Origin of the sequence: Mycobacterium colombiense (assembly GCF_001672755.1) — a bacterium.
Taxonomy (GTDB): Bacteria; Actinomycetota; Actinomycetes; order Mycobacteriales; family Mycobacteriaceae; genus Mycobacterium; species Mycobacterium colombiense_C.
In genome coordinates, this window is sequence record NZ_LZKI01000033.1 from 131,233 (window position 1) to 150,857 (window position 19,625).

16 protein-coding genes and 2 pseudogenes are annotated in these 19,625 nt (G+C 62.5%); 8 read left to right on the forward strand and 10 right to left on the reverse strand.

What is annotated here, in order from left to right:
* Positions 1 to 6: 6 nt before the first annotated feature.
* Positions 7 to 5,145, reverse strand: a complete 5,139-nt coding sequence (locus A5708_RS04210) for a DEAD/DEAH box helicase (protein ID WP_065027412.1) — start codon at positions 5,143 to 5,145, stop codon at positions 7 to 9.
* Between the two features lie 196 nt (positions 5,146 to 5,341).
* The gene (locus tag A5708_RS04215; RefSeq protein WP_065027413.1) at positions 5,342 to 5,911 is read right to left on the reverse strand and encodes a recombinase family protein; all 570 of its coding nucleotides are present in this window, start codon (positions 5,909 to 5,911) and stop codon (positions 5,342 to 5,344) included.
* 269 nt (positions 5,912 to 6,180) lie between these two features.
* On the opposite strand from A5708_RS04215, the pseudogene A5708_RS27925 reads away from it, so the two are divergent.
* Positions 6,181 to 6,297 (forward strand): annotated as a pseudogene (locus tag A5708_RS27925) (hypothetical protein); the annotation flags it as partial.
* Positions 6,298 to 6,957, forward strand: coding sequence for a hypothetical protein (locus A5708_RS25935; protein ID WP_231117807.1), 660 nt, complete (start codon positions 6,298 to 6,300; stop codon positions 6,955 to 6,957).
* A 22-nt stretch (positions 6,958 to 6,979) separates the two neighbouring features.
* Here the strand turns inward: A5708_RS25935 and A5708_RS26630 are convergent, their stop codons facing one another.
* A complete protein-coding gene (locus A5708_RS26630; protein ID WP_155765883.1) occupies positions 6,980 to 7,438 on the reverse strand; it encodes a hypothetical protein in 459 nt (152 codons plus the stop codon).
* A gap of 638 nt (positions 7,439 to 8,076) precedes the next feature.
* Here A5708_RS26630 and A5708_RS04220 point away from each other — a divergent pair.
* Complete coding sequence (locus A5708_RS04220; RefSeq protein ID WP_081292813.1) at positions 8,077 to 10,485, forward strand: hypothetical protein; 2,409 nt, start codon at positions 8,077 to 8,079, stop codon at positions 10,483 to 10,485.
* Between the two features lie 258 nt (positions 10,486 to 10,743).
* Here A5708_RS04220 and A5708_RS26635 read toward each other — a convergent pair whose 3' ends face one another.
* Both A5708_RS26635 and A5708_RS04230 read right to left on the reverse strand, forming a co-directional pair.
* The gene (locus A5708_RS26635; protein WP_155765884.1) at positions 10,744 to 10,953 is read right to left on the reverse strand and encodes a hypothetical protein; all 210 of its coding nucleotides are present in this window, start codon (positions 10,951 to 10,953) and stop codon (positions 10,744 to 10,746) included.
* A 644-nt stretch (positions 10,954 to 11,597) separates the two neighbouring features.
* Positions 11,598 to 12,812 carry a tyrosine-type recombinase/integrase gene (locus A5708_RS04230; RefSeq protein ID WP_065027415.1) on the reverse strand — a complete coding sequence of 405 codons (1,215 nt, stop codon included), beginning with the start codon at positions 12,810 to 12,812 and terminating at the stop codon, positions 11,598 to 11,600.
* Between the two features lie 490 nt (positions 12,813 to 13,302).
* On the opposite strand from A5708_RS04230, the gene A5708_RS04235 reads away from it, so the two are divergent.
* Positions 13,303 to 14,844 (forward strand): adenylate/guanylate cyclase domain-containing protein, encoded by a 1,542-nt coding sequence (locus A5708_RS04235; RefSeq protein WP_065027416.1) that lies wholly within the window; start codon positions 13,303 to 13,305, stop codon positions 14,842 to 14,844.
* 172 nt (positions 14,845 to 15,016) lie between these two features.
* Here A5708_RS04235 and A5708_RS04240 read toward each other — a convergent pair whose 3' ends face one another.
* Both A5708_RS04240 and A5708_RS04245 read right to left on the reverse strand, forming a co-directional pair.
* A complete protein-coding gene (locus tag A5708_RS04240; RefSeq protein ID WP_065027417.1) occupies positions 15,017 to 15,217 on the reverse strand; it encodes a YegP family protein in 201 nt (66 codons plus the stop codon).
* A 78-nt stretch (positions 15,218 to 15,295) separates the two neighbouring features.
* Positions 15,296 to 15,796, reverse strand: a complete 501-nt coding sequence (locus A5708_RS04245; RefSeq protein ID WP_065027418.1) for a nitroreductase family deazaflavin-dependent oxidoreductase — start codon at positions 15,794 to 15,796, stop codon at positions 15,296 to 15,298.
* A gap of 85 nt (positions 15,797 to 15,881) precedes the next feature.
* Here A5708_RS04245 and A5708_RS04250 point away from each other — a divergent pair, with 85 nt between their 5' ends.
* Positions 15,882 to 16,568 carry a glycoside hydrolase gene (locus A5708_RS04250; protein ID WP_065027419.1) on the forward strand — a complete coding sequence of 229 codons (687 nt, stop codon included), beginning with the start codon at positions 15,882 to 15,884 and terminating at the stop codon, positions 16,566 to 16,568.
* 282 nt (positions 16,569 to 16,850) lie between these two features.
* Positions 16,851 to 17,138 carry a DUF732 domain-containing protein gene (locus A5708_RS04255; RefSeq protein ID WP_065027420.1) on the forward strand — a complete coding sequence of 96 codons (288 nt, stop codon included), beginning with the start codon at positions 16,851 to 16,853 and terminating at the stop codon, positions 17,136 to 17,138.
* Between the two features lie 34 nt (positions 17,139 to 17,172).
* On the opposite strand, the gene A5708_RS04260 is transcribed toward A5708_RS04255, so the two are convergent.
* Together A5708_RS04260 and A5708_RS04265 are read right to left on the reverse strand one after the other, a co-directional pair.
* Positions 17,173 to 17,682 (reverse strand): hypothetical protein, encoded by a 510-nt coding sequence (locus A5708_RS04260; RefSeq protein ID WP_065027421.1) that lies wholly within the window; start codon positions 17,680 to 17,682, stop codon positions 17,173 to 17,175.
* 73 nt (positions 17,683 to 17,755) lie between these two features.
* Positions 17,756 to 18,241 (reverse strand): NUDIX domain-containing protein, encoded by a 486-nt coding sequence (locus A5708_RS04265; protein ID WP_231117809.1) that lies wholly within the window; start codon positions 18,239 to 18,241, stop codon positions 17,756 to 17,758.
* A gap of 117 nt (positions 18,242 to 18,358) precedes the next feature.
* Here A5708_RS04265 and A5708_RS04270 point away from each other — a divergent pair, with 117 nt between their 5' ends.
* Positions 18,359 to 18,730 (forward strand): nuclear transport factor 2 family protein, encoded by a 372-nt coding sequence (locus tag A5708_RS04270; RefSeq protein ID WP_065027423.1) that lies wholly within the window; start codon positions 18,359 to 18,361, stop codon positions 18,728 to 18,730.
* 38 nt (positions 18,731 to 18,768) lie between these two features.
* Here A5708_RS04270 and A5708_RS04275 read toward each other — a convergent pair whose 3' ends face one another.
* Complete coding sequence (locus A5708_RS04275) at positions 18,769 to 19,377, reverse strand: sensor domain-containing protein (protein ID WP_065027424.1); 609 nt, start codon at positions 19,375 to 19,377, stop codon at positions 18,769 to 18,771.
* Between the two features lie 20 nt (positions 19,378 to 19,397).
* Between A5708_RS04275 and A5708_RS27125 the strand changes: the two are divergent.
* A pseudogene (locus tag A5708_RS27125) lies at positions 19,398 to 19,625 on the forward strand (hypothetical protein); the annotation flags it as partial.

Below are 19,625 nucleotides of genomic sequence, written 5' to 3' on the forward strand. Positions count from 1 at the left end.
TGTTCGCTACCTTCCTTCACCGAATGCGTAGGTGTGCTTGCGCATGGAACTGACCCAGTCGTCACCCGCGCGCAGGCGCAGAGCCGACCATCCGATGTCCATCAACTGCTCCTCGACGTCCGCGACGTCGGCGGGCGTCTGCTCCTCCAGGAACACCGCGAGGCCCGCACCCTCGGCGTGGTACACGAAGTCTGCGCGAATTCCGTTGGCGCCGATGACTTCTCGAATCCCGTCGGGCAGTGCGAAGTCGTGCTCGACTAGCAGATCGAGGAATTCTCGTTCCAGCGGCGACTCGATCAACCCACGGAGCTGTTCGATGCGGTCGGAGCCGGCTGTCTCCACCTTCGGCGAGGCCGCGCCGTCGGCGAGTGCCATGAGCAGATCCCTCACGGCGTGCCGGTCGATCAGCAGGTGATCAGTCTGATTGCTGTAGGACAGCAGGCAGTCGTAGCAAGCTTTCTCGCATCGTTCGCGTGAACCCTCGGCGGATCCGCTATCGGTGCCGTCCGCTTTGAAATGGGCGATATCGAGGGCTTTGCGGGCCGCGGCCGCCAGTGCGTCGTGTTCGGAGTGCAGCCGACGCAGTACCCCTGCGCCGCCTTCTGCGGATTCGGTGAACAGCATGCGTGCCCGGCTCTCGGGATCGGGCAGCGCCTCACTGGACAGTTCGGAGTCCTCCAGCTGGAACTGCGCTTCGATTCCCCTTTCCAACGCATAGCGCAGGCTGACGGCGGTCTCCTCACTGACTGGCCGCGCGAGCCGCAGAACAAGAATATTGCGGGTGTCCTCGACGTAGGGGATGACCTTAGACTTCGTCGGCGCGTCGGCGGCATCTTCAAGCGCGTCGTCCTGCGGCGTGGTGTCGGCGGCGTCCTTTTCGGACAGCCATTCTCCCTTCACGGTGTCCAGCCAGTAGCCCAGCTCGTTGGGACGCTTGCGCCGGCGCCGACCGACGTTGGTGACTCGGACCGTCGCAGTGTCGCCGTAGCTGAGTTCAGCCAAAGTGTCTGATCCGTTTGCGGATTCGAATTTCGCGTCGAGTCTGCCTGTCCGCGGGCCGTGCTGGCTGAACCGATAGGACGTGTGCAGTTCGAAGCCTGCGCGGCGGCGCTCTTCCTCGTCGCTGGAGATTCGTTCGCGGCGGCGGGTGAATACCGTCTGCATACGCATCAGCCCGTATTGCAGCGAGGTCAGCGCGGCACCGCAGTGTTCGCACATGTCCAGGCCGGGTCGGCGCACGTGGTGATAGCCACACGACTCGCACCGGAAGGCATCCTGGGTCTCCACGGTGCCGATCCCGCCTGCGGTCATTGGCACCTGAACGCGCTTGACGACGTACCGTGCGCCTTCGTGGTAGATGATGGCGCCGGGTCCGAACTCGCTGATGGCCAGAAACCGTGGTCGCTGCAGGTAGTCGCCACCGTCACCGCGCCCCGCCGACGCCCGCACACCGGGGATGTAGGCGGCCAGCGGCAGTCGCGGGAAGCTATAGCCCGGCAGGAAGCCCTCAGAAGCGAAGTACCGATAGGTGTAGAAGTCGGAGTGCATGCGGTCGGTGTCTTCATTGCGCAGTAGTCGCAATTGGCCCTCGGCTTCGCGACGTCGGGCCTCGGCGGCGTCGCGCGCTCGCCGATTCACCGCGCTGTCCAACACGATCCGGTTCTGCTCCTGTTGATCGTCGAGCGCCGACTGGTAGAGCTGACGCCATCGGTCACAAGCGCGGTCGAACCCCTCGGCGGCTCCCGCAATGACCGAATCGGACCACTCGTCGTGCCACCACGCTGTGGCATGCAATTCATCCTGCAGCGGACCGATGAGCTGGCGGGCGCGTTCAGTTGCGCGACGGGCCGCGTCCGGGTTCGCCAACGCCTTGAGAAGGTCGGATGTCACCGGCATGTCGGCTTGAGTGATGTCGAGCAACTCCGGCATGCGTGAGCGCAGGTTCGCTCCGGTCTCCGACAGCCACAACGCATGCAGGTGCGAGGCCAGCAACGCCTCGTTGGTGAGGTCCAGCCGGGGTGGGGCGACGGCTCCGGCGACCATGTCGGCCGAGCGGCGGAAGTAGTACTGGTCATGTGCGTTGCCGGTCGCGCAGTACGTGGTCACCAACGCCGGCTGACCGGAGCGTCCCGCGCGTCCGCTGCGCTGCGCGTAATTGGCCGGCGTGGGCGGAACATTGCGCATCGCCACCGCGTTGAGACTGGCGATATCGACGCCGAGTTCCATCGTCGGTGAGCAGTACAACAGTTTGAGAATCCCTTGGCGGAAATCCTTTTCGCGGTCTTCACGGTCGGTGGCCGACACCTGCGCGGTGTGCTCACGGGCGTACATGCCGCCTAGCTGCGGTGCGATGTTGCGGTAGAGGCTCAAGAAAAACGGGTTCACCCTCGTCCCCTGGTCCGGATCGAAACCCTTGCGCAGCGGATCGGGTGCACCCGAGGACCCGTCGCCCGCCGTCCAGATGACCGCCGAGGCCTTCAACCGATAATTCGGCCCGGCCGTCCGGGGAATGTCCACGTGGGTGAGCAGACCAGCGCGGGCGAGGGTGGCCAGAATGTCTTCGATGACCTTCTGCGCGTCGGCGATGTCGAGTGGATCACCCGACAATGTCAGGCCGCTGGCCTCGCGAATGAACCGTCCGAGGGCCGAACGGCCGGTCAGTCGAACTTCCGAACGGGGACGCCCAGGCGCGCCTGACTGCGTCGACACCACGCCGGGTTGCGGCCGCGGCTCGCGCGGCGGGATCGACCACAGGCCCCGGAGATGTTGGTCCGACTGTCGTTTCAGCCGGTCGAATCCGTCGTCGGTGAGACACTCGACGTCGACCGCGAGTTCTCGACGAAACTCGTCAAGGACGATGCGGCACAGTTCTTCTCGTCGGCCCGCTGCCGCGTCGCGCAACGGTCGGTATGTGGACGACCAGAGGTTGTCGTCAGCGGCGATCTCGGACAGTGACTCGTAGCCGATGCGCAGTAGCCCCGTCTGCTCCAGGTTAGGCATCGTCACCCGCCAGCCGCGTTGCAGGTCGGCGTAGAGGCGGTATTCGATGAACTCCTTGAAGGCGCGTTCGGCCGAACTCCGTGCACCGTAGACGGCCTCGGGGTTGGCAGCGTAGTCGGCGAACGGTATACCCAAGCTCTCGACCACCCGTTCGGCGACACTGTCGTGAAGCAGGGAGTCGGCCTGCACGGCCTTGCTCAATGCGCCGCGCAACTGCGTCATCTGCACGAAATCATTGAAATGGCCGGCCTGCAAACTGGCGTCCTGGCGATTGTCGACGAAGGTGAGCAACTTACGACTCGACGCGCTCAATTCGTCATCGGGAATCGCGTTGAGGGCACGCACAATTGACGTACTGACAACTGAGACAGCCGAGCTCCGACCTTCAGCATCCAGCGTTGCCAGCTTGGCGAAGTCATTGCCGCGCGCTTGTTCATAAGAGACCTTGCACCGCAGGCAGAAGCGGAAAGGCGCTGGTACGAAAGCCGCTTCGACGCCGCCCGCCGTGACCTCTGCGCCGGTGGTGTCGACATGGACGCGGCGCGGAAGGTAAGGGCGGCGGCGCTCGAGGACATCACCGTCTGAGAGCCAGGAGTCCGGCAGTCGTCCCTCGGGAACAGGGTCGACGGGCCACGGCTGCGGACTGGAGATGTATAGGTAACCATTGGCTTGATCACCGCCGCTGGCGTCTCGGTCGCGCCTCGGTCGGTATGAAACGGCCGACCCTTCGGTTGATCTGGCGACGACCAGATACTCCTGTCCGCACTCGCGGCAGAAGGCCAATGGCATCAGCAGGTCGCCGGGCCTGTCGGGCACCGTCACCTGGTACCGCGATGTGATGTGTCGCCGTGCTTCGTCCTCGATCGAGACATACACGGTGTCGCCCTTGGACAAGAACTGGTGCAACCGGAATGCGAACAGCGGCCTGCCGGTATCGGGGCGCCGCGCCGACGATCCGGCTAGCAGTGTCGCCCGGATCGCCTGCTCGCACTCATCGACGGTGGTTCCGGTATCTGACGCCAGACGGGCCGCGGCGTCGCGGACCTTCACCGGCTCTTCGCGGATGATCCGGCCCGTCTCCTTCTCTGCGGCTAGGCCGAACTTAGACTCGATCCACGTCGCCAGCGGCGAGTTCGCCAATGCCTGGTAGGTGCCGGCGGCTCCCCCTCGACGCACCTCGTGGCGGAGCCCGTCGATGTCGGATGGTTCGCCGTTGGTGGCTCTGTCCAGCGTCTCCCCGATCACCCGCTCCGGGGTGACTTCCGTACCGAACAGGTTCGATGCGACCTGCGCCACGACTCGCCGCTGGGCGGCGGTCGATCCCTCGCTGGCCATTGTCGCCGATGTACCGACACACTGAAGATCCGGCGATTGACACGCGTCCCGCACGCGCCGAACCAGCATCGCCACGTCGGCGCCCTGGCGGCCGCGGTAGGTATGCAGTTCGTCAAGCACGAGGAATTGCAGCCCCCTGGCCGCGTCGACGAGTCTGCGCCGCTCTTCGGGCCGAGTGAGCATCAGCTCCAACATGACGTAGTTCGTCAGCAGGATGTCGGGCGGGTTACGCAGAATCGCCTCGCGCCGCTCCCCTTCCTCCTGTCCGGTGTACCTGGCGAAGGTCACCGGCTCGTTGCCTTCGCCATAGCCGAACCGAAGGAACTTCTCCAGTTCGCCGACCTGGCTGTTGGCCAAGGCGTTCATCGGATACACGATGAACGCCTTGACGCCGGCCTCACGCGGCTGCGACAGAACCCGGTCGACAATCGGGACGATGTACGCCAGTGACTTGCCGGACCCGGTGCCGGTGGTCAGGACATAACTCTTGCCCGACCGCGCAGTTTCCACTGCCTCGCGCTGGTGTCGATGCAACGTGATGGTCTGGGCGCCCGGATCGTCGATGTGGTTCTTCGGCCGGAAGATCTTCGCGCACTCCGCTTGCAGCAGTCCTTCCCGGACCAAATCATCGACCGACCCGCCGGTGGCGAACATCGGGTTGAGCGAGATCCAGGGCTCCGGCCACTGCTTACCTTCGGCTAGCTCATCCTGGACGTGCTGGTGGACTCTCGGGTCGAACGGTTCTACCGCGCTCGTGGTGAACGAGCGGTAGTCATCGATCAGTTGTCGATGTACCCGAAAGACGTCCATCGTCCCCCTGTTGATCGATGACGGGTTCCACGCTAAGCCGGTCGTAGGCACTGAGGCCAGCGCTGGTTAGGCGCATCTGCGGCCTCGCCCAGTGGTCAGTCCCCCGATGGAACATACCGGTGATACGCGACTGTTCGCGGGCTGTTCACCGCACCAAATCACCTGGCCCCAACGTCACTAAACTCGGAAGATCGGGTCAGGCCGGACAGGGAACGTCGCTGGCGAGGTAGCGATAGACAGTGGCCCGAGAGACGCCGAGCATCTTCGCTATGTCGGTGGCCGCCACTCCCTTCTCCCGGAGGTCGCGCGCCTTGGTCGCGGTGGCGTCATCGACGATTCGGGGGCGACCACCCTTGCGTCCGTTGGCTGCGGCTGCTGCTAGTCCCGCACGCGTGCGCTCAATCATGGTGTCGCGTTCGAGTTGGGCGAACGCGGCCATGATCGTCAGCATCGCCTTGCCCATCGCACCCTCGGTGTGAAGGCCTTCCGTGATACTGCGAAATCCGATGCCTCGTGACGTCAACGCGTCTACGACGGCGAGAACATGTTGGGTATTGCGTCCGAGCCGGTCGAGCTTCCACACCGTGAGGACGTCACCTTCTCGCAAGTGGTCGAGGCACTTCTCAAGACCGGGTCGGTCGGCGGTGGAACCGCTGACGCCCTGATCGCGGAACACGCGCTCGACACCTGCCTCACGGAGTGCGTCCAGCTGCAGCGCCATGTTCTGGTCGGCGGTCGAGACCCTCGCATACCCGATTACTGCCATGGCGGCTCCTAGTCGCATAAACCCATCGGTTCCCTGGTTTTGAGAATAGTGGTTTTGAGACGGGTTTTCAAGACAGGCGGCCAGCTGCGTCGCGGCTGGTGGCGTATCGGCGGTGCCGAGCGTGTCTCACTCTCAACAACCCATCGTTTTAGAGACGGCTCAACTCATGACGAAGTGCGACGAGCCGCGCGGTGGGCCGTTCCGATGCTAGCGGCGACGCGCGAGCCGTAGTACGATGTCAAGCAGATGTCAGACAAGGAGATGGAGTGATGGCCTCAGTTGGCGTTCGCGCCCTTCTAAGGGACGCGGCAGCAATATTTGAGCGCATTGAGCATGACCAAAAGCCTGTGCTAATCACGCGACGCGGGCGACCTTTCGCAGCTCTGGTGCCGGTAGACCCCGAGCATGCGGAGGCGCTGATCCTCTCATACTCACCAGAAATCGCGGAGAGCCGTCGCCTGGCTGAAAATGCCCGAAACGAGGGAAGGACTATCCCTCTGGAGGTCGCCCTCGCCAGCCTGGATGCTGAAGATACTCCCGCATCAGAAGTCCGACAGACGTGTTCTGATCCTGTTGAGCTAGGTGACGCGGAGGAGGATCCGTTTCCTGGACTCGTTCAACTGGTAGGCGCAGATGAAATCGATCGGCAAGTGCAGCAAATCACGAAAGATGTATTGCAAACGGCAGTCGATACGCGCCTCGTTTCACTGGATGAGCGGCGTGTCTTAGAGCCAAAGGTGGCATGCATGAACGAGCGCATGCTTAAGTTGCAATTAGGTCACGTGCTGAAACGACATTTGTTGACCGCAATTTGTGGCAGTGCGGCGGGTTTTGGCGCGATAATCGCATTATCTCCAGACCGTCTACTCACAAAAGCAGTTACGGATGCGGCTCTGGGCGAGGCCGCTACTCTGGTGGATTCTATAGTTGGGGGCAATGTTGCTGCGGTGAGTAAGCGCAAAGGGAAACTATCGCCGGATCTTTTTGAGGCATCGATGGAAGCAAGCGTCATTGCGCTTGAGCAATCCGATAAATCCCTAATCTAGGTTGCAGCAGGCCGCAGGTATCCTATTGTTTCCCGCCGCCTGCAGGAGGCGGGGAACCCAGCCTTTGCGCGAGTATGCTGTGCGCATCATCGCGCTGAATACTGACGTTTTGGACGCCTAATCGGGTTATAGCGAGAACCGCGCCGACAACAGCGCCGACAGTTGTAGAAAGTAATAATTGGGACAAGCAGTCCGAGCCGCCACTAAGGATTCCAGCCAGGGAGGCGACGACGCCAACGAGAATATACCAAAAGGTAACGTCTCCCAAAAGCTGACGAATTCTTAGGCTAAAGAGCGGAGATACGACAGTCAGAAGAGCAAGCGCCACCATAAACGTGCCAAGGAGCAGTGTGCAAGTGGAAAAGAAAAGAGAAATATCCGCCGTCTTGGAAAAATCGATATGAGGAGTCAATAATAAATAACATACGACGCCAGCTGCTGGCGTAATAGACCATCGCAACACACCGTTGGTGCGATTCACTCAGGCATCTCGAATCTATTGAAGAACCTGTGGAAGTCGCGCTTTCGAAGGATTCTCACAACTTTCAGCACTCCAACTCCGTCTATCCGCAAGTCCCATAGTGCCTTCGGGCCGGGATCCCACTGGCAGACCGCGACGTCAAGTCCGAGAGGCACCGCTATCCAAGCACCTTCGCGACCGGCAGGACAGTGCATTGGTTGCGCTTCACTTAAGAAGTCCTCCGTCAGAGATTGAAGCCTACGGAGCCGTCCTTTGCAGTCAACCACAAGGTCGCGGCACAGCGCCGACGGTTGGCCGTCCGGGTCGCTTTTAACCAACTCAACAGTGAAACGCTTAGGCCTCACCATCGCTGTCCTATGACCCCCCTGATCAGACTTTGCCTAGCCCGCCCGATGTGACGGAGCTTACAGTAATCGGCGCATGCGTTCGCCAGATACGCGACTTGGCTACGTGCTAGCGGAGATAGAGTGCCGACAGAGGACGGTCCTCCAAGGATCCATCGTTTTCGAGACAGAGCACAGGGGTATGACCGACGCGCTTGCACGCCGATGACAACCTAGTCGTGCACCGGTCGTGACCGACCCGGACTGACCGAAGATCAAGGCCGACTTGTCGGCCATCTCTGCGAACATGGCCTGGTGGAATTCATAGCCGGATCAACCGACCTGCGCATCACGGCGGGATCTTTCGAAGACCTCCTGAAAATGGGCTCGTTCGACTCGATCGAGGACCTCCAAGCAGCTTTCAAATCGAGGGTACGACAAGAGGTGGCCGCTCTCGTGGGACAAATGGCCGCAGCGGACGCATTCGACCTCATCGAACTAATGAGGCTACGTGAAGTGCCCATTTCACCGGTATTGGGACTGGAACCGGACTTCGAAGGCAGCGGTGCGGCGTTAGAGATGATTGTTCTGATTCTTACCTGTCGAGCGTGTCGCCTGGCGGTGGACCCGAATCCGGTCGATGCCCCGCATCCCCACGAATTAATACCAGCGCTGCACGACGCCGCAATGCGCCTGCTTCAGTTGACAACCTTTTACGTAATGGCGAGTGCTCGCTTTTCCGACGAGCCACTCGCCGCGCTGGCTGCCGAGTACCAAGCCAACGTGGTCAATGTCCGAACGATGCAGTATCCACACCTGCAGGATCAGCAGAACGCCGCCCTCCTCAACAGCGACCGTTTACGCGACGTCGTCGAGACGGCGCTTGGCTTCAGCTACGAGCAGTTCGTTCAAGCGCGTGATGCGATCGCAGATCTTTACAGCGACCGGTTCATGGCTCTCCGGGACGAGACTGCTGCAATCGTTGAGGAGTACGGAACGCCTGACGCGGTCCCGCCAGATGTCGGAGAGCGATTCGGCGAGGCCATGATCCAGATGATGTTCCTACCCGGCGAGAGGGCTCACTTCACCACTGGTGATCTCACTGACCGCGTGGACTACGACGCCGAGGTTCTTCAGCGAATCCTCAATGCCTTCAGCATCAAATTCAACGAGCGCGACCCAGGAGATGCAGTCATCGCCTTCCTACGAGGCGACAACCCCTTTCGAACGGCTGGCTTAGTTACTGACGGCCAGGGCAACTATGTGATCGCCGGTAACCCAATTGGTGTCGATGCTCTTCGATACATCGTTGAAGAGGCTTTGAAGGACGGTCCCAGATGGAACGCCTACGACAAAGCGCGAACCGCGTTCAGCGAGGGGCTCGCGATCCACGAGATCGAAACACTTCTGCAGACCGAGGCCCAGTACCGGGGGCTAAGGTACTTCGCCCCGAAGGAGGGTGTCGACACAAGCGACTTGGGTTCCGGTTGCACCAACCTGACGAAAGTTGCGAAGGAGACGGAGTGCGACGGGCTGTTCATCATCGACGATCTCGCATTGTGCGTCGAGGTCAAGGGACGTAGCGTTGCCGACCAGGCCCGACGCGGCGATGTCCGCCGACTGGCGCGGGAACTTGCCAATATTGTTGGATCCGCAGCGACCCAAGCACGTCGGCTCGAGAAACTTATCGAGGAGAACGGCGGCATCTGGCTGGCCGACCGCACCTGGCTTGACCTCGACTTCGTTCGCGAGGTTCGGTCCATCGCTGTGTGTCTTGATGACATCGGTCCGCTGGCTATCGCGATGGATGATCTGCGCCGAGCCGGCATTCTTAACGATGACAAGTTGCCTTGGATCACCTCTCTGCACGACCTGTCCGTGATCGCCCAGGTCGTGGATCGGCCCGCCGAGTTTCTCTTGTATGTGAGGCGGCGATCAGATTCAGGGGTCGCGAAACTGTACCGTGCGACCGATGAACTTGACCTTTTCATGTTGTTCCTAAGCGACGATCATCTCTACACCGAACCGGATCCCGATCAAGTCGCCTCGGATCATCCAATGACACCCAAGCCAACGAAAGCCGCTCGCCGACGCTTCAGACGTTCGCAGAATCCCACGCGCGTTTTGACCCACACCAACCCACTGGACGCATGGATGTACCAAGAAGACGGATCCAGTCCATTCCCGGCCGAGAAACCAGCATTCGCGTCGAACCCGTTCATTCTCAAGCTGGTTGACGGCCTGACGACTCGGCGGCCGCGCGGATGGCTGCGAGTTACAGCTGACTTGCTGGCGGCCTCTGGGGAATCACAGGCTAACCTCGAGCGTGCCACTAAGTCCGTCCTCAATTTGACTCGGCGGGATCACCAAAGCCACACCGCGATGCAAGCATTCGCGGGCCTCTGGGGACTACCTGTGATCATCGTGGGGTCATGCCCACTCGGAACTCCCCCGGCGAAGGCGATCGAAAATCTGTCGACTTACGCGAAAGCGAAGAAGTACCAGTTGAAGTCGGATCGAGCGGTATGTATTTCGTTCGACGAGGCAGGTGAAGTATGTGACGTCGCGTACCATAACGATCGTATCGTCGACGATCCCGAGATGGAGAAGCTCGTAGAGCGACTTCAACTCCAACCACCTCGGCAGCAGTCAAGGCCGCGGCCGAGAAAGCCCCGGAAGTCAAAACCGACTCAACGACGTCGAAATACACGAAAGCGCCGATGACAGCCAGATCGTTTTGCAGGGCGCTTCCGGGGGTGGGTCATGACTGCTGTCGCGGGTAAAGGTGGTCCAAGTGGGCCGATTGTCGTTTCGATCGACTCTTGCCCCAGCTGCTGTGATAACGCTGATTCCAGCTGATGGCCCACCAATGCAACGCCGACAACTGAGTTTTCGCTTGAAAACGCTTGACGAAGGAGCAGCTTGCGACGTGCGATCATCGTGGGCGTTGTCCGAGGGCGCGGATGATCCGCCGGTGTGGTGCTATTGCAATTCAATTGCGTCGAGTTGGCCGATGCTGCGGCGGTAGTCGGCGCGAGAGCCGGCTTCGATTGTCTCCAGGATGACTTGATAAGGCTTGGGCGGTCCCACCTCTACTTCGACGGCGTTCTTCGCGGCCAGTCCCGCCCGATCGAGTGCGTCTCGAATCGCCGCGAGTTTGACCGAATCAGCCACGTTGTCGTCGGTTGCCATCTTCAACAGTTCGCACGCCATCCGATCGGCTGCTTCCTCGATCCGTTGCCGCGCTTTGCGTTTCACCTGCGGCGCCTTGGCGCCGTGGAAGTCGCAGACGTTCGTTCCGTGGCGCGCGGCGTTCTTGCACTGGTCGCCGTTCTTCCTGTGCGCGGTGCATCGCCGCTCCGGATGGGCACTGCGTTCCCACCGGTCGATAGGTCGGGATCTCGATAGGTCAGTCATCTTCGGTTCCTATAGCGGTCTACGTCGTTGCTCTATCCGCCGTCGTGCTCTGGTGCGCCTTTGTGGGCGCCGCAGAAGGAGTCTCGGTGGTACTGACGACTGTCATGACCCTATTCTCTGCGCATTCGACCGCTCACGCGATTGTTTTCGGCGTGTCGCGGTCGGGAACTCGGACTAAATCCATACGTGCAGCGACGTAGCCGGATGGCAATCGCTATACATTTCGCATACCCTGAGACGCTGGCTCATCCGCGACATGACTATCGGTGCAATTTTGCGCTGTTCGGCTCAATCGCAAGCGATTGCTTGAATTGTGTTACGGGGTGTTACGGGGTGTTCGGGCGCTATTCGCATATGGGGATTTTTAGAATCGGCAAAACACCCCGTAACACCCTGTAACAAATGGCTCTTTCCGCTGGTCAGTGCGGCTGCAGTAGCTCAGCGTCAGCGTCGTTCTGCTCGGTTGTTTCCGCCAGTTCGGCCAGCGCGTTGGCCGACAGGTTCGCCGCCACGATGGCATCGCGACCGTCTTGGGAATGCTGATAGCGCAGCGCTGCCTCCACGGTCTTGTGCCCGAGACGAGCCATGTTCTCAGCCAACGAAGACACCGCAGCGTTCTTCGTTCCGGCAAAATGGCGCAGATCGTGAGACGAGATATCTCCTATGCCAATATCTCTGGCCGCCGGCTGAAAAACGTCTTTGTTGAATACGCGATCATTTAGGTGACAGCCACCCCGCGCAGGTTCGAACAGCAACGCATTAAGACTCCTGCCGACATGCCTCGCCAGGTGCTCTTTCACGTCGTCGCGTATATGCGGGGGAACCGTCACGATGCGTTCGTCGCCGGTTTTTGTCGTGCTGATCCGGCACCACTGATCGGGATTGTCCGGATCTCGACGATGTCTCACCGCACGGCTGATCGTGACCGTCGTGCAATCGCGGCCGATGTCCTGGCGGCGCAACTCGGATACCTCCCCGAAACGCAGTCCGCACCAACCCGCCAACAGCACCAGCACGCGAAAACGCTCGAAGCGCGGGTCAGCGCCGAGCTTGTCGGCGATGCCGTGCAGCTCGACCGTCGTAGGTGTCTTGTCCTTCTTCTTACCCCGGGGACTCATCGCGCCGCGCACATCGCAGGGATTGCGGTCCAGCAGGCCGTCGCGCACTGCAGTGTTGCAGATCATGCTCAAAATGCCGTAGGCGTGCCGGTTGCGGGTTGCTTTCGTGGCGTCCAGAGACGCAAACCACGTGCGAACCGCCGCAGGGGTCAAATCCCGCACAGCCAGCGTGCCTAGCTTCGGTTCGATCAACTGCGACCATTTTGCGTTGTATTCGATTCGCGTGCTCTGAGCCAGTTTGCGTTGATCAATCACTGTCTTGCCGTATGTAGACAGCCGCAGCACTTCGGCTTGCTTCTGCGTTGCGCGCTCGGTCGGTGTTTTCCAGCGCTCCCCGTTGATCGTGCAACGTTCCTTATAATCGCGTTCTTGCGCTAACCACCCTTGTGCGAACGTCTTTGACGCGAACGTGTGCGGTGCGTAATGCCGTCTCCCGTCAGGGCCGATGTAACTAGCTTGATAGCTCGGCCGCTTAGTTGGCTGCTTCTTGATTTTGCCCCAGTCGCGACGGCTCATCGTTTCGCTCCGGGAAAACCGGTTTGTCTGACGAAAGCAAACGGATCTGTTTGCATTTTCTCTGTCTCGAATCCTGCGGACTTAGTACCTGAACTGCGGGGTTGCTCTGATCTACCCCCATCTTACCCCTTGAGATTGTTGCAGGCGTTGTTTTGTTGTAGCTTGTTGTGACTGCGGATGGACCCGTAATCGACTGTGTCACAAGCGTTTTACCTGGCACATGTGTCATTTGCTACGACCGCGGCCGCAGGTTCGAATCCTGCCGGGGGCACCAGGGTTGACACAGGTAAGACGCTGTTTTTCAGGTCACAGTCCGAACTTATATGGCCCCGCACGCCCTCAAGGAGATGTCGGCCTCAAAGCCAACCTCGAAGGAACCGAGCTCGACGTCGACGCCGTCACAGTCGCCTGAGTGATCACTAGGCGGATCTACCTGGGGGATTATCACTGGCGCCCCGCCGAGCGGTGGGATCAGCAGTACGCTCAGCCAATGGCGGACACGTCGTACGCCAAGTGCGGCGATCTCAGCCTGGCGTATCAGGTGTTCGGCGACGGGCCTGTAGAGCTCGTCGTCGTCGGACCGTTCGTCAGCCACCTCGAGCTGGCCTGGACCCTCCCCCAGTTCAAGGCGTTCATGGAGCAGCTCGCCACGTTCTGTCGAGTCCTCTTGTTCGACAAGGCCGGCGTCGGGCTGTCGGACCCGGTGCCAAAAGTTCGCACCCTCGATGATCGGGTGGCCGAGATCGAGGCCGTCATGGACGCCGTCGGCTTCGGACGGGCCGTCGTCTCCGGTCTGAGTGACGGTGGACCGGCGTCCATGATGTTCGCGGCAGCACGGCCGGAGCGAGTGCGGGCGCTGATCCTATGCGCCACATACTCGTTCCATCCCTGCGGATGGGACGACATGAATCGTGACCCGGGAGAGCTGCGGGCGCGCTTCCTTTCCGAGCTAGGTGAGGACTACACGCCGTCCGTTGAACAGCTGGCTCGCTGGCTGGAAGGCAGCCGCGCCGTGCGCTCGGGGTGGGGCAGCGGTGCGGCAGCCAGCATCAGCGCGCCGTCGGTCCGGTCCATACGCCAGCTCGCAATGTTGGAGCGCATGAGCGCGAGCCCGGGAATGGCGCGGGCGTCATTCGAAGCGGCCTTTCTGACCGACCTGCGCCCGATCCTGCCGACGATCACCACTCCAACCCTGGTCATCCATGCCCGTGAGGACCCCGCGGTTCCGGTGCAGGGCGGCCGGTATCTCGCAGACCACATCCCCGGCGCGCGGTACCTCGAGGTCGAGGGTGTGGACCACGCACCCTTCTTGACCGAGCCCGACAAGATCCTGACCGGCATCGAGGAGTTCCTCACCGGCGGCCACGCCGCGCCCGCACAGTCACATCGCGCCCTGCGCACCGTGTTGTTCACCGACATGGTCGCCTCGACCCAACACGCTGCGGCGGCGGGCGATGAGCGGTGGCGGGCGGTGCTGTACCGCTTTGGTGAGATCACCGCCGAACTCACGCAGCGGTTCGGCGGCACGGTGGTCAAGAGCACCGGTGACGGCCACCTCACCACGTTCGACGGCCCGACGCAGGCCATCCGCTGCGCCGAGGCGTTGCGCGCTGACACCGAGATCCTGGGCATCCAGATTCGCGTCGGCATCCATACCGGCGAATGCGAACTACTGGACAACGACATCGGGGGAATCGCGGTACACATCGCGGCGCGCATCCTCGGGCAAGCAGGGGCGGGCGACATCCTCGTGTCCCGTACCGTGCGTGACCTGGTCGTCGGGTCGGGCACTGGCTTCGAAGACCGTGGCAGCGTCGAGCTGCGTGGTGTGCCCGGCACCTGGCAATTGCTAGCGGTCGATCGCCACGGCCCGCGGCCGGGGTCGCCTGAGGCGGAAGTGGCGTCAACCCCCACCCCTGGCCGTCGGACCGCGATGCGACGCTCGGACCGAGCCGTGGAGCTGATTGCCACTCGCGCACCGTGGGTTCTCCGCGGGATGGCGCACCTCGCCCCGGCCACCGTCCGCCGCTGAACGGTCAACCGCCACACCCGCACCCCCGTCGGTCACACCAATCCCACCGACTACCGACGCCGTGCCGAGCGAACCGCACCTGTTGCCGGATCCCCCCGGGGCACCAGCGTGCGCAGAGCACCTCCGCAAGCACCTCATCTTCGTGCTTGCGAGGGATGTACAGCGATTCGCGCTAGTTGTGCGCGGGCGCCCGTTCGGTCAGGTCTACGACCTTCGCGGCGGGGGCACTCGTCTTGACCGACTCAATGCCTTTGTAGGCACTTTCCTTCATCTCATAGGCCTGGCTGGCGGCGACGATCTCGCCGTTGGCGGCTTTGAGGTGGAACCGAAACTTGCCGGCTTTGTCCTTGCTGATCTCGAACTTGGCTGCCATTGCAGTTCTCCTTGTTCGCTTCTACGAACAGCAAACACGCTACGCCGCGCGAGGGCGCCCGAGAAGGGACTGCTCACCTCAGGTTCGTGCCAGCACGAACGCCTCGATGTGTCGATCTCCGGCCCGCACTTCGTACTTCCGCCAGCCGGGATACAGCGCGACGCCTTCGGCCCAGATCTCGTCGCGCTCGTCTGGGGTCGCGAGCCGCGCGGTGGCCCTCCAGGTATCGCGGCCGACGGTGACCGTCGCTTCCGGATCGGCCTTCAGATTGTGGTACCAGGCCGGATGCCTGGTACCGCCGAAGTTGGACGCGATCAGGCCCACGCCGTCCGGGCGCGGGATTCCGTACACGGCGACGGTGCGGCGTTCGCCGGATTTGGCGCCGGTGGTGGTGAGCATGACCACGGGAATCCCGGTCACCACACCGGCGAAGCTGTTCCTGCCACCAGTGGCCTTGGTGATGAGACGGTCGAGGTGGTGCGCCGTCGGGCGAAGAAGCGCCGCACCCACGGTCGTGGATGCGAAGCGGCGCATCATCCGGTGAAAAGCATTCGCATCGTCGAACGACCGCCCGGGCATCGTGTCATTGTGGCCCGCTCGCCCCGGCTGGACAAGCAGTGGAAAACCCACCCCATGAGTCACAAACGCCATTAAGCTGCTGGTCGTGGGCGTGAAGGTGTTCGCCAAGGGCCGCGGGCGATGGCTGGCGATCGCGGCGTCGCTCGTCGTCTCCGCCGCCATGATCCACGCGCAGGGCACCAAGACACGGTGCTGCGTCGAGACGCCCGCGCCAACTCCCACCACCAGCGCCGCCGCCGCGCGGCCGCCCGCCAGCGCACCGCGCACCGCCAGTCCGGCCGAGGTGGAATCGCTGACAGCCCTGGCACCGCCCGCCCCGTCCGCCGGCCAGCAATTCCAGCTCGCATTGCCTCACAGCGTGGGATCCGAGGAACGGTTGCAGGTCAAGACCATCTGGGCGGCCCGCGTCATCACCGTGCTCTTCCCTCAGATCAAGACCATCTACGGATACCGCGAGGATCCGTTGCCGTGGCATCCCAACGGGCTGGCGATCGACGTGATGATTCCGAACTACCACTCCCCCGAAGGCATCGAGCTCGGCAACCAGATCGCCGGCTACGCCTTGGCGAACGCGAAGCGGTGGGGCATCAACCACGTCATCTGGCGGCAGAAGATCTACCCGGGCATCGGCGGCGGCAACTGGATGGCGGACCTGGGCTCGGAGACCGCCGACCATTACGACCATGTTCATATCGCGACCGGCGGAGGCGGCTACCCGACCGGGCACGAAACGTATTACATCGCCTCGATGACCCCCACGCCGCAGGACTGATCCGCTAAGTCATTACCCAGCAACAGGATTGGGCACCTTCCATAGCACGCACCACGGGCGGGGTCGGCGGATCGACGTATCCGATCAGCCCACACCACCGTCTGCCGATGTGGTTGCCACCGGGATAGTTTTTGATTGCTGACGCCGGAAATAGTTGCTCAATGCTGGTTTGCCAGCTTTTGCTATTCGCCGCGCAATCCCGCACCGCACGCCGCATAATGAGGCCGTTGTCACCATCACTGAGAGAAGGAGCCGAGAGTGAAGACTGTTTGCGGGCTGCGGATGTTATGTGTTGCTGCTGTCGTTGCTGCCGCGTTAACGGTAGGTAGCGGGGTCGCCGTCGCCGACGATGACGGGTACCTGGGCCAATTGAAGAAGATCGGCGTGGTGTGGCAGCCGGGTGGCGAAGGCACTCTGATCTCGCTGGGGCACGCCATCTGCTCGGATCGCGCCGCGGGCAAGACTCCGGACGAGCTCGCGACCGACGTTCATTCCGGGTTGAGCAGTTCCTTCAACTACGGCGACGCCACGGCCATCGTGAGCGCGGCGGAATCGAACTACTGCCCCTAATCGATCCAGAGGCGTCGTCGTGACGGCGTCTCCGTCATGCCGGCCCGGCGGCGAACGCCGCCACCGGCATTTCGACGCTCCCCTGACAGGGACCGCTGTTGATGTCGGTGTGCCAGGTCCCGCGTAGCGAACCATCGGGCTGCGGTGTGTAGAAGGCCCACGACCTCGCGGGTGCCCATACCTTCGAAACGCCTTCGCCCATATAGCAATCCCATTGGAAATCGAAGCGCTCAACCCACTTGGCGCCGTCCCAGGTGTAGTGCGAAGGCTGGGGCAACGTCGGATTCTTCGGCGTGGGGCCGTTGCTGGCGGTGGCCACGCACCTGCCCGCGGAGCATGCGGTGGTGAAGACGTAGTCCGCGCTGAAGGTCGGTTCGGATTGGGTGGCGGCGACGCTGGTGCCGGTTTTGCTGACCGCATACCTCACCAGTGAGTACTTGCCGTTCCACGCCGGCGCCAAGGCATGCGCGCCTATGCCGGGCGCGCCGACGACCGATGCGGCGGCGGCAGCGAGCACCGCAACTACCCGAAACCTCGGCCGCATTGCGTCAATGATGGGCGTTCGATGGCGCGGGGTGGTCTCGGCGCGGACACGATCGCAGTGCCGTCGCGGGTTTTCATCCCACCCGCAGTAGGAACAACCCGTAGGCGGCGATCGACTGCGCGTCGGCGATCACTCCCCCGCGCATCATCCGCTCGACCTCCGCACGCGCAAACCACGCGCTGCGCATGTCCTGTTCCTCGTGCTCGAGGTCGGCTTCTCCCTCGGCGATACCGGTGGCCAAAAACACCCAGCCCCGCTGACTGGTCATTCCGGGTGCGACGTCGAGCTGGCCGAGCGCCTCGAACGACGTTGCGCTCAATCCGGTTTCCTCCCGTAGCTCGCGCGCGGCCAGCTCGGCCGGTTCGGCGTCGACCAGGTCGGGAGCGGTGCCTTGCGGAAACTCCCAGCGTCGCTCGCCGAGGGGATAACGAAACTGTTCGACCAACCGGAAGCGGTGCCCGTCGTAGGGCATCACGAGCGCATAGGTCGGCTTGTCGACGACGCTGTAGATGCCCTTGCTGCCGTCCGGGCGGCGGATGTCATCCTCTCGCAGCACCATCCACGGGTTCCGGTAGATCTCACGGGTCGCGAGGCGTTCGATGAAAGTCACGACGCCAGTATCGCCGTGAATAGGGAAACTCAACGGTGGCGACGGCGGGGAGTAGCGTCCGAAGCTATGCCGTCCCCCGAAGCCATCACCGAGACCGTCAAACGCTACCTTGCGCTGGTCGCAACCGGCACCGCCGACGACATCGTGACCCTCTACGCCGTTGACGCCACGATCGAGGATCCGATCGGATCCGACATCCGCCGCGGCCATGACGCCATCCGCGCGTTCTATGCGGGCTTCCAAGACGCCAAGAAGGACACCGAACTCGCCGAAATACGGATCGGCGGCGGTGAAGCCGCCTTCTTCTGGCATCTGACGCTCGACGCCGGTGACAGCCGCACCCGGATCTCGCCGATCTCGACGATGTCGTTCGACGGCGACGCCAAGATCACGTCGATGCGCGCGTTCTGGTCGCCCGCCGACGTTCAGGTTCTGTAGGCCGGCCGGACGCCTCGCCAATTCTGTTGGCTGACGGCTTAACTCGGGATGCGCCCGAGGATGCCCTGCACGAGGGTGGTGGCGTCGTCACCGAGATCGCGTCCGATCACATCGACGTCGACCACGACGTTGGCCTTGGCCGCCAGGGCCCGCAGTGCGCTGGTGCGCTGGCCGCCGACGTCGGTGGTGCGGCCGTTGTCCTGCACGGTCCCAAGGGTGCTGCGCACCGAGGTCACCGGGCCGGTTTGCGTCGGTGTGCCGACCGTGTAGATGCCGGACACGCCGCCGTGCGAGTACGTCAGCTGCTTTCCGGCGCAGCCGTTGATCTGATTGACCGCGCTGGTGACGAAAGCCTTTGCGGCCGCGGCATTCTCGAATGTCGCGACGAACTCCGAAACCCCATGCGGGAAACCATTGGTGTGCTGGCCCAGGTCGACGCCGTAGATGGCGCGGTAACCGCTGTCGCGATAGGACGCGGTCAGGCCGTTGAACACCGCTTGGGTGCACTCCGGGGGGTCGAAGCTGTCGCCCGGCTGCAGTTCATGCGTCTGAGTCCACGTCTTGTTGACGTACATGCCGGGCGCTTTGATGAGGGCCGCAACGTCTTCACCGGTGAGCACCAGCGACTGTAGGCCCTCGGCCGTCACCGAAGGTTCCGGCGGCGCGGGTGCAGCGGCACTCGGCTTCGCCACACCCGTGGCGGTGGTCCCGCCCGAGTGCGCTGGTCGGGCTGACGCTGTCGTACGCCTTCACCGTCATCGCCGTGGTGGCGCTGGTGCTGTGGGCGACGCTCGGCGACAACCACACCGGCCAGTCGACAGCGCACTCGGGCGGGACCACCGCCACGGGTGTGGCGAAGCCGAGTGCCGCTGCACCCGCGCCGCCGGAACCTTCG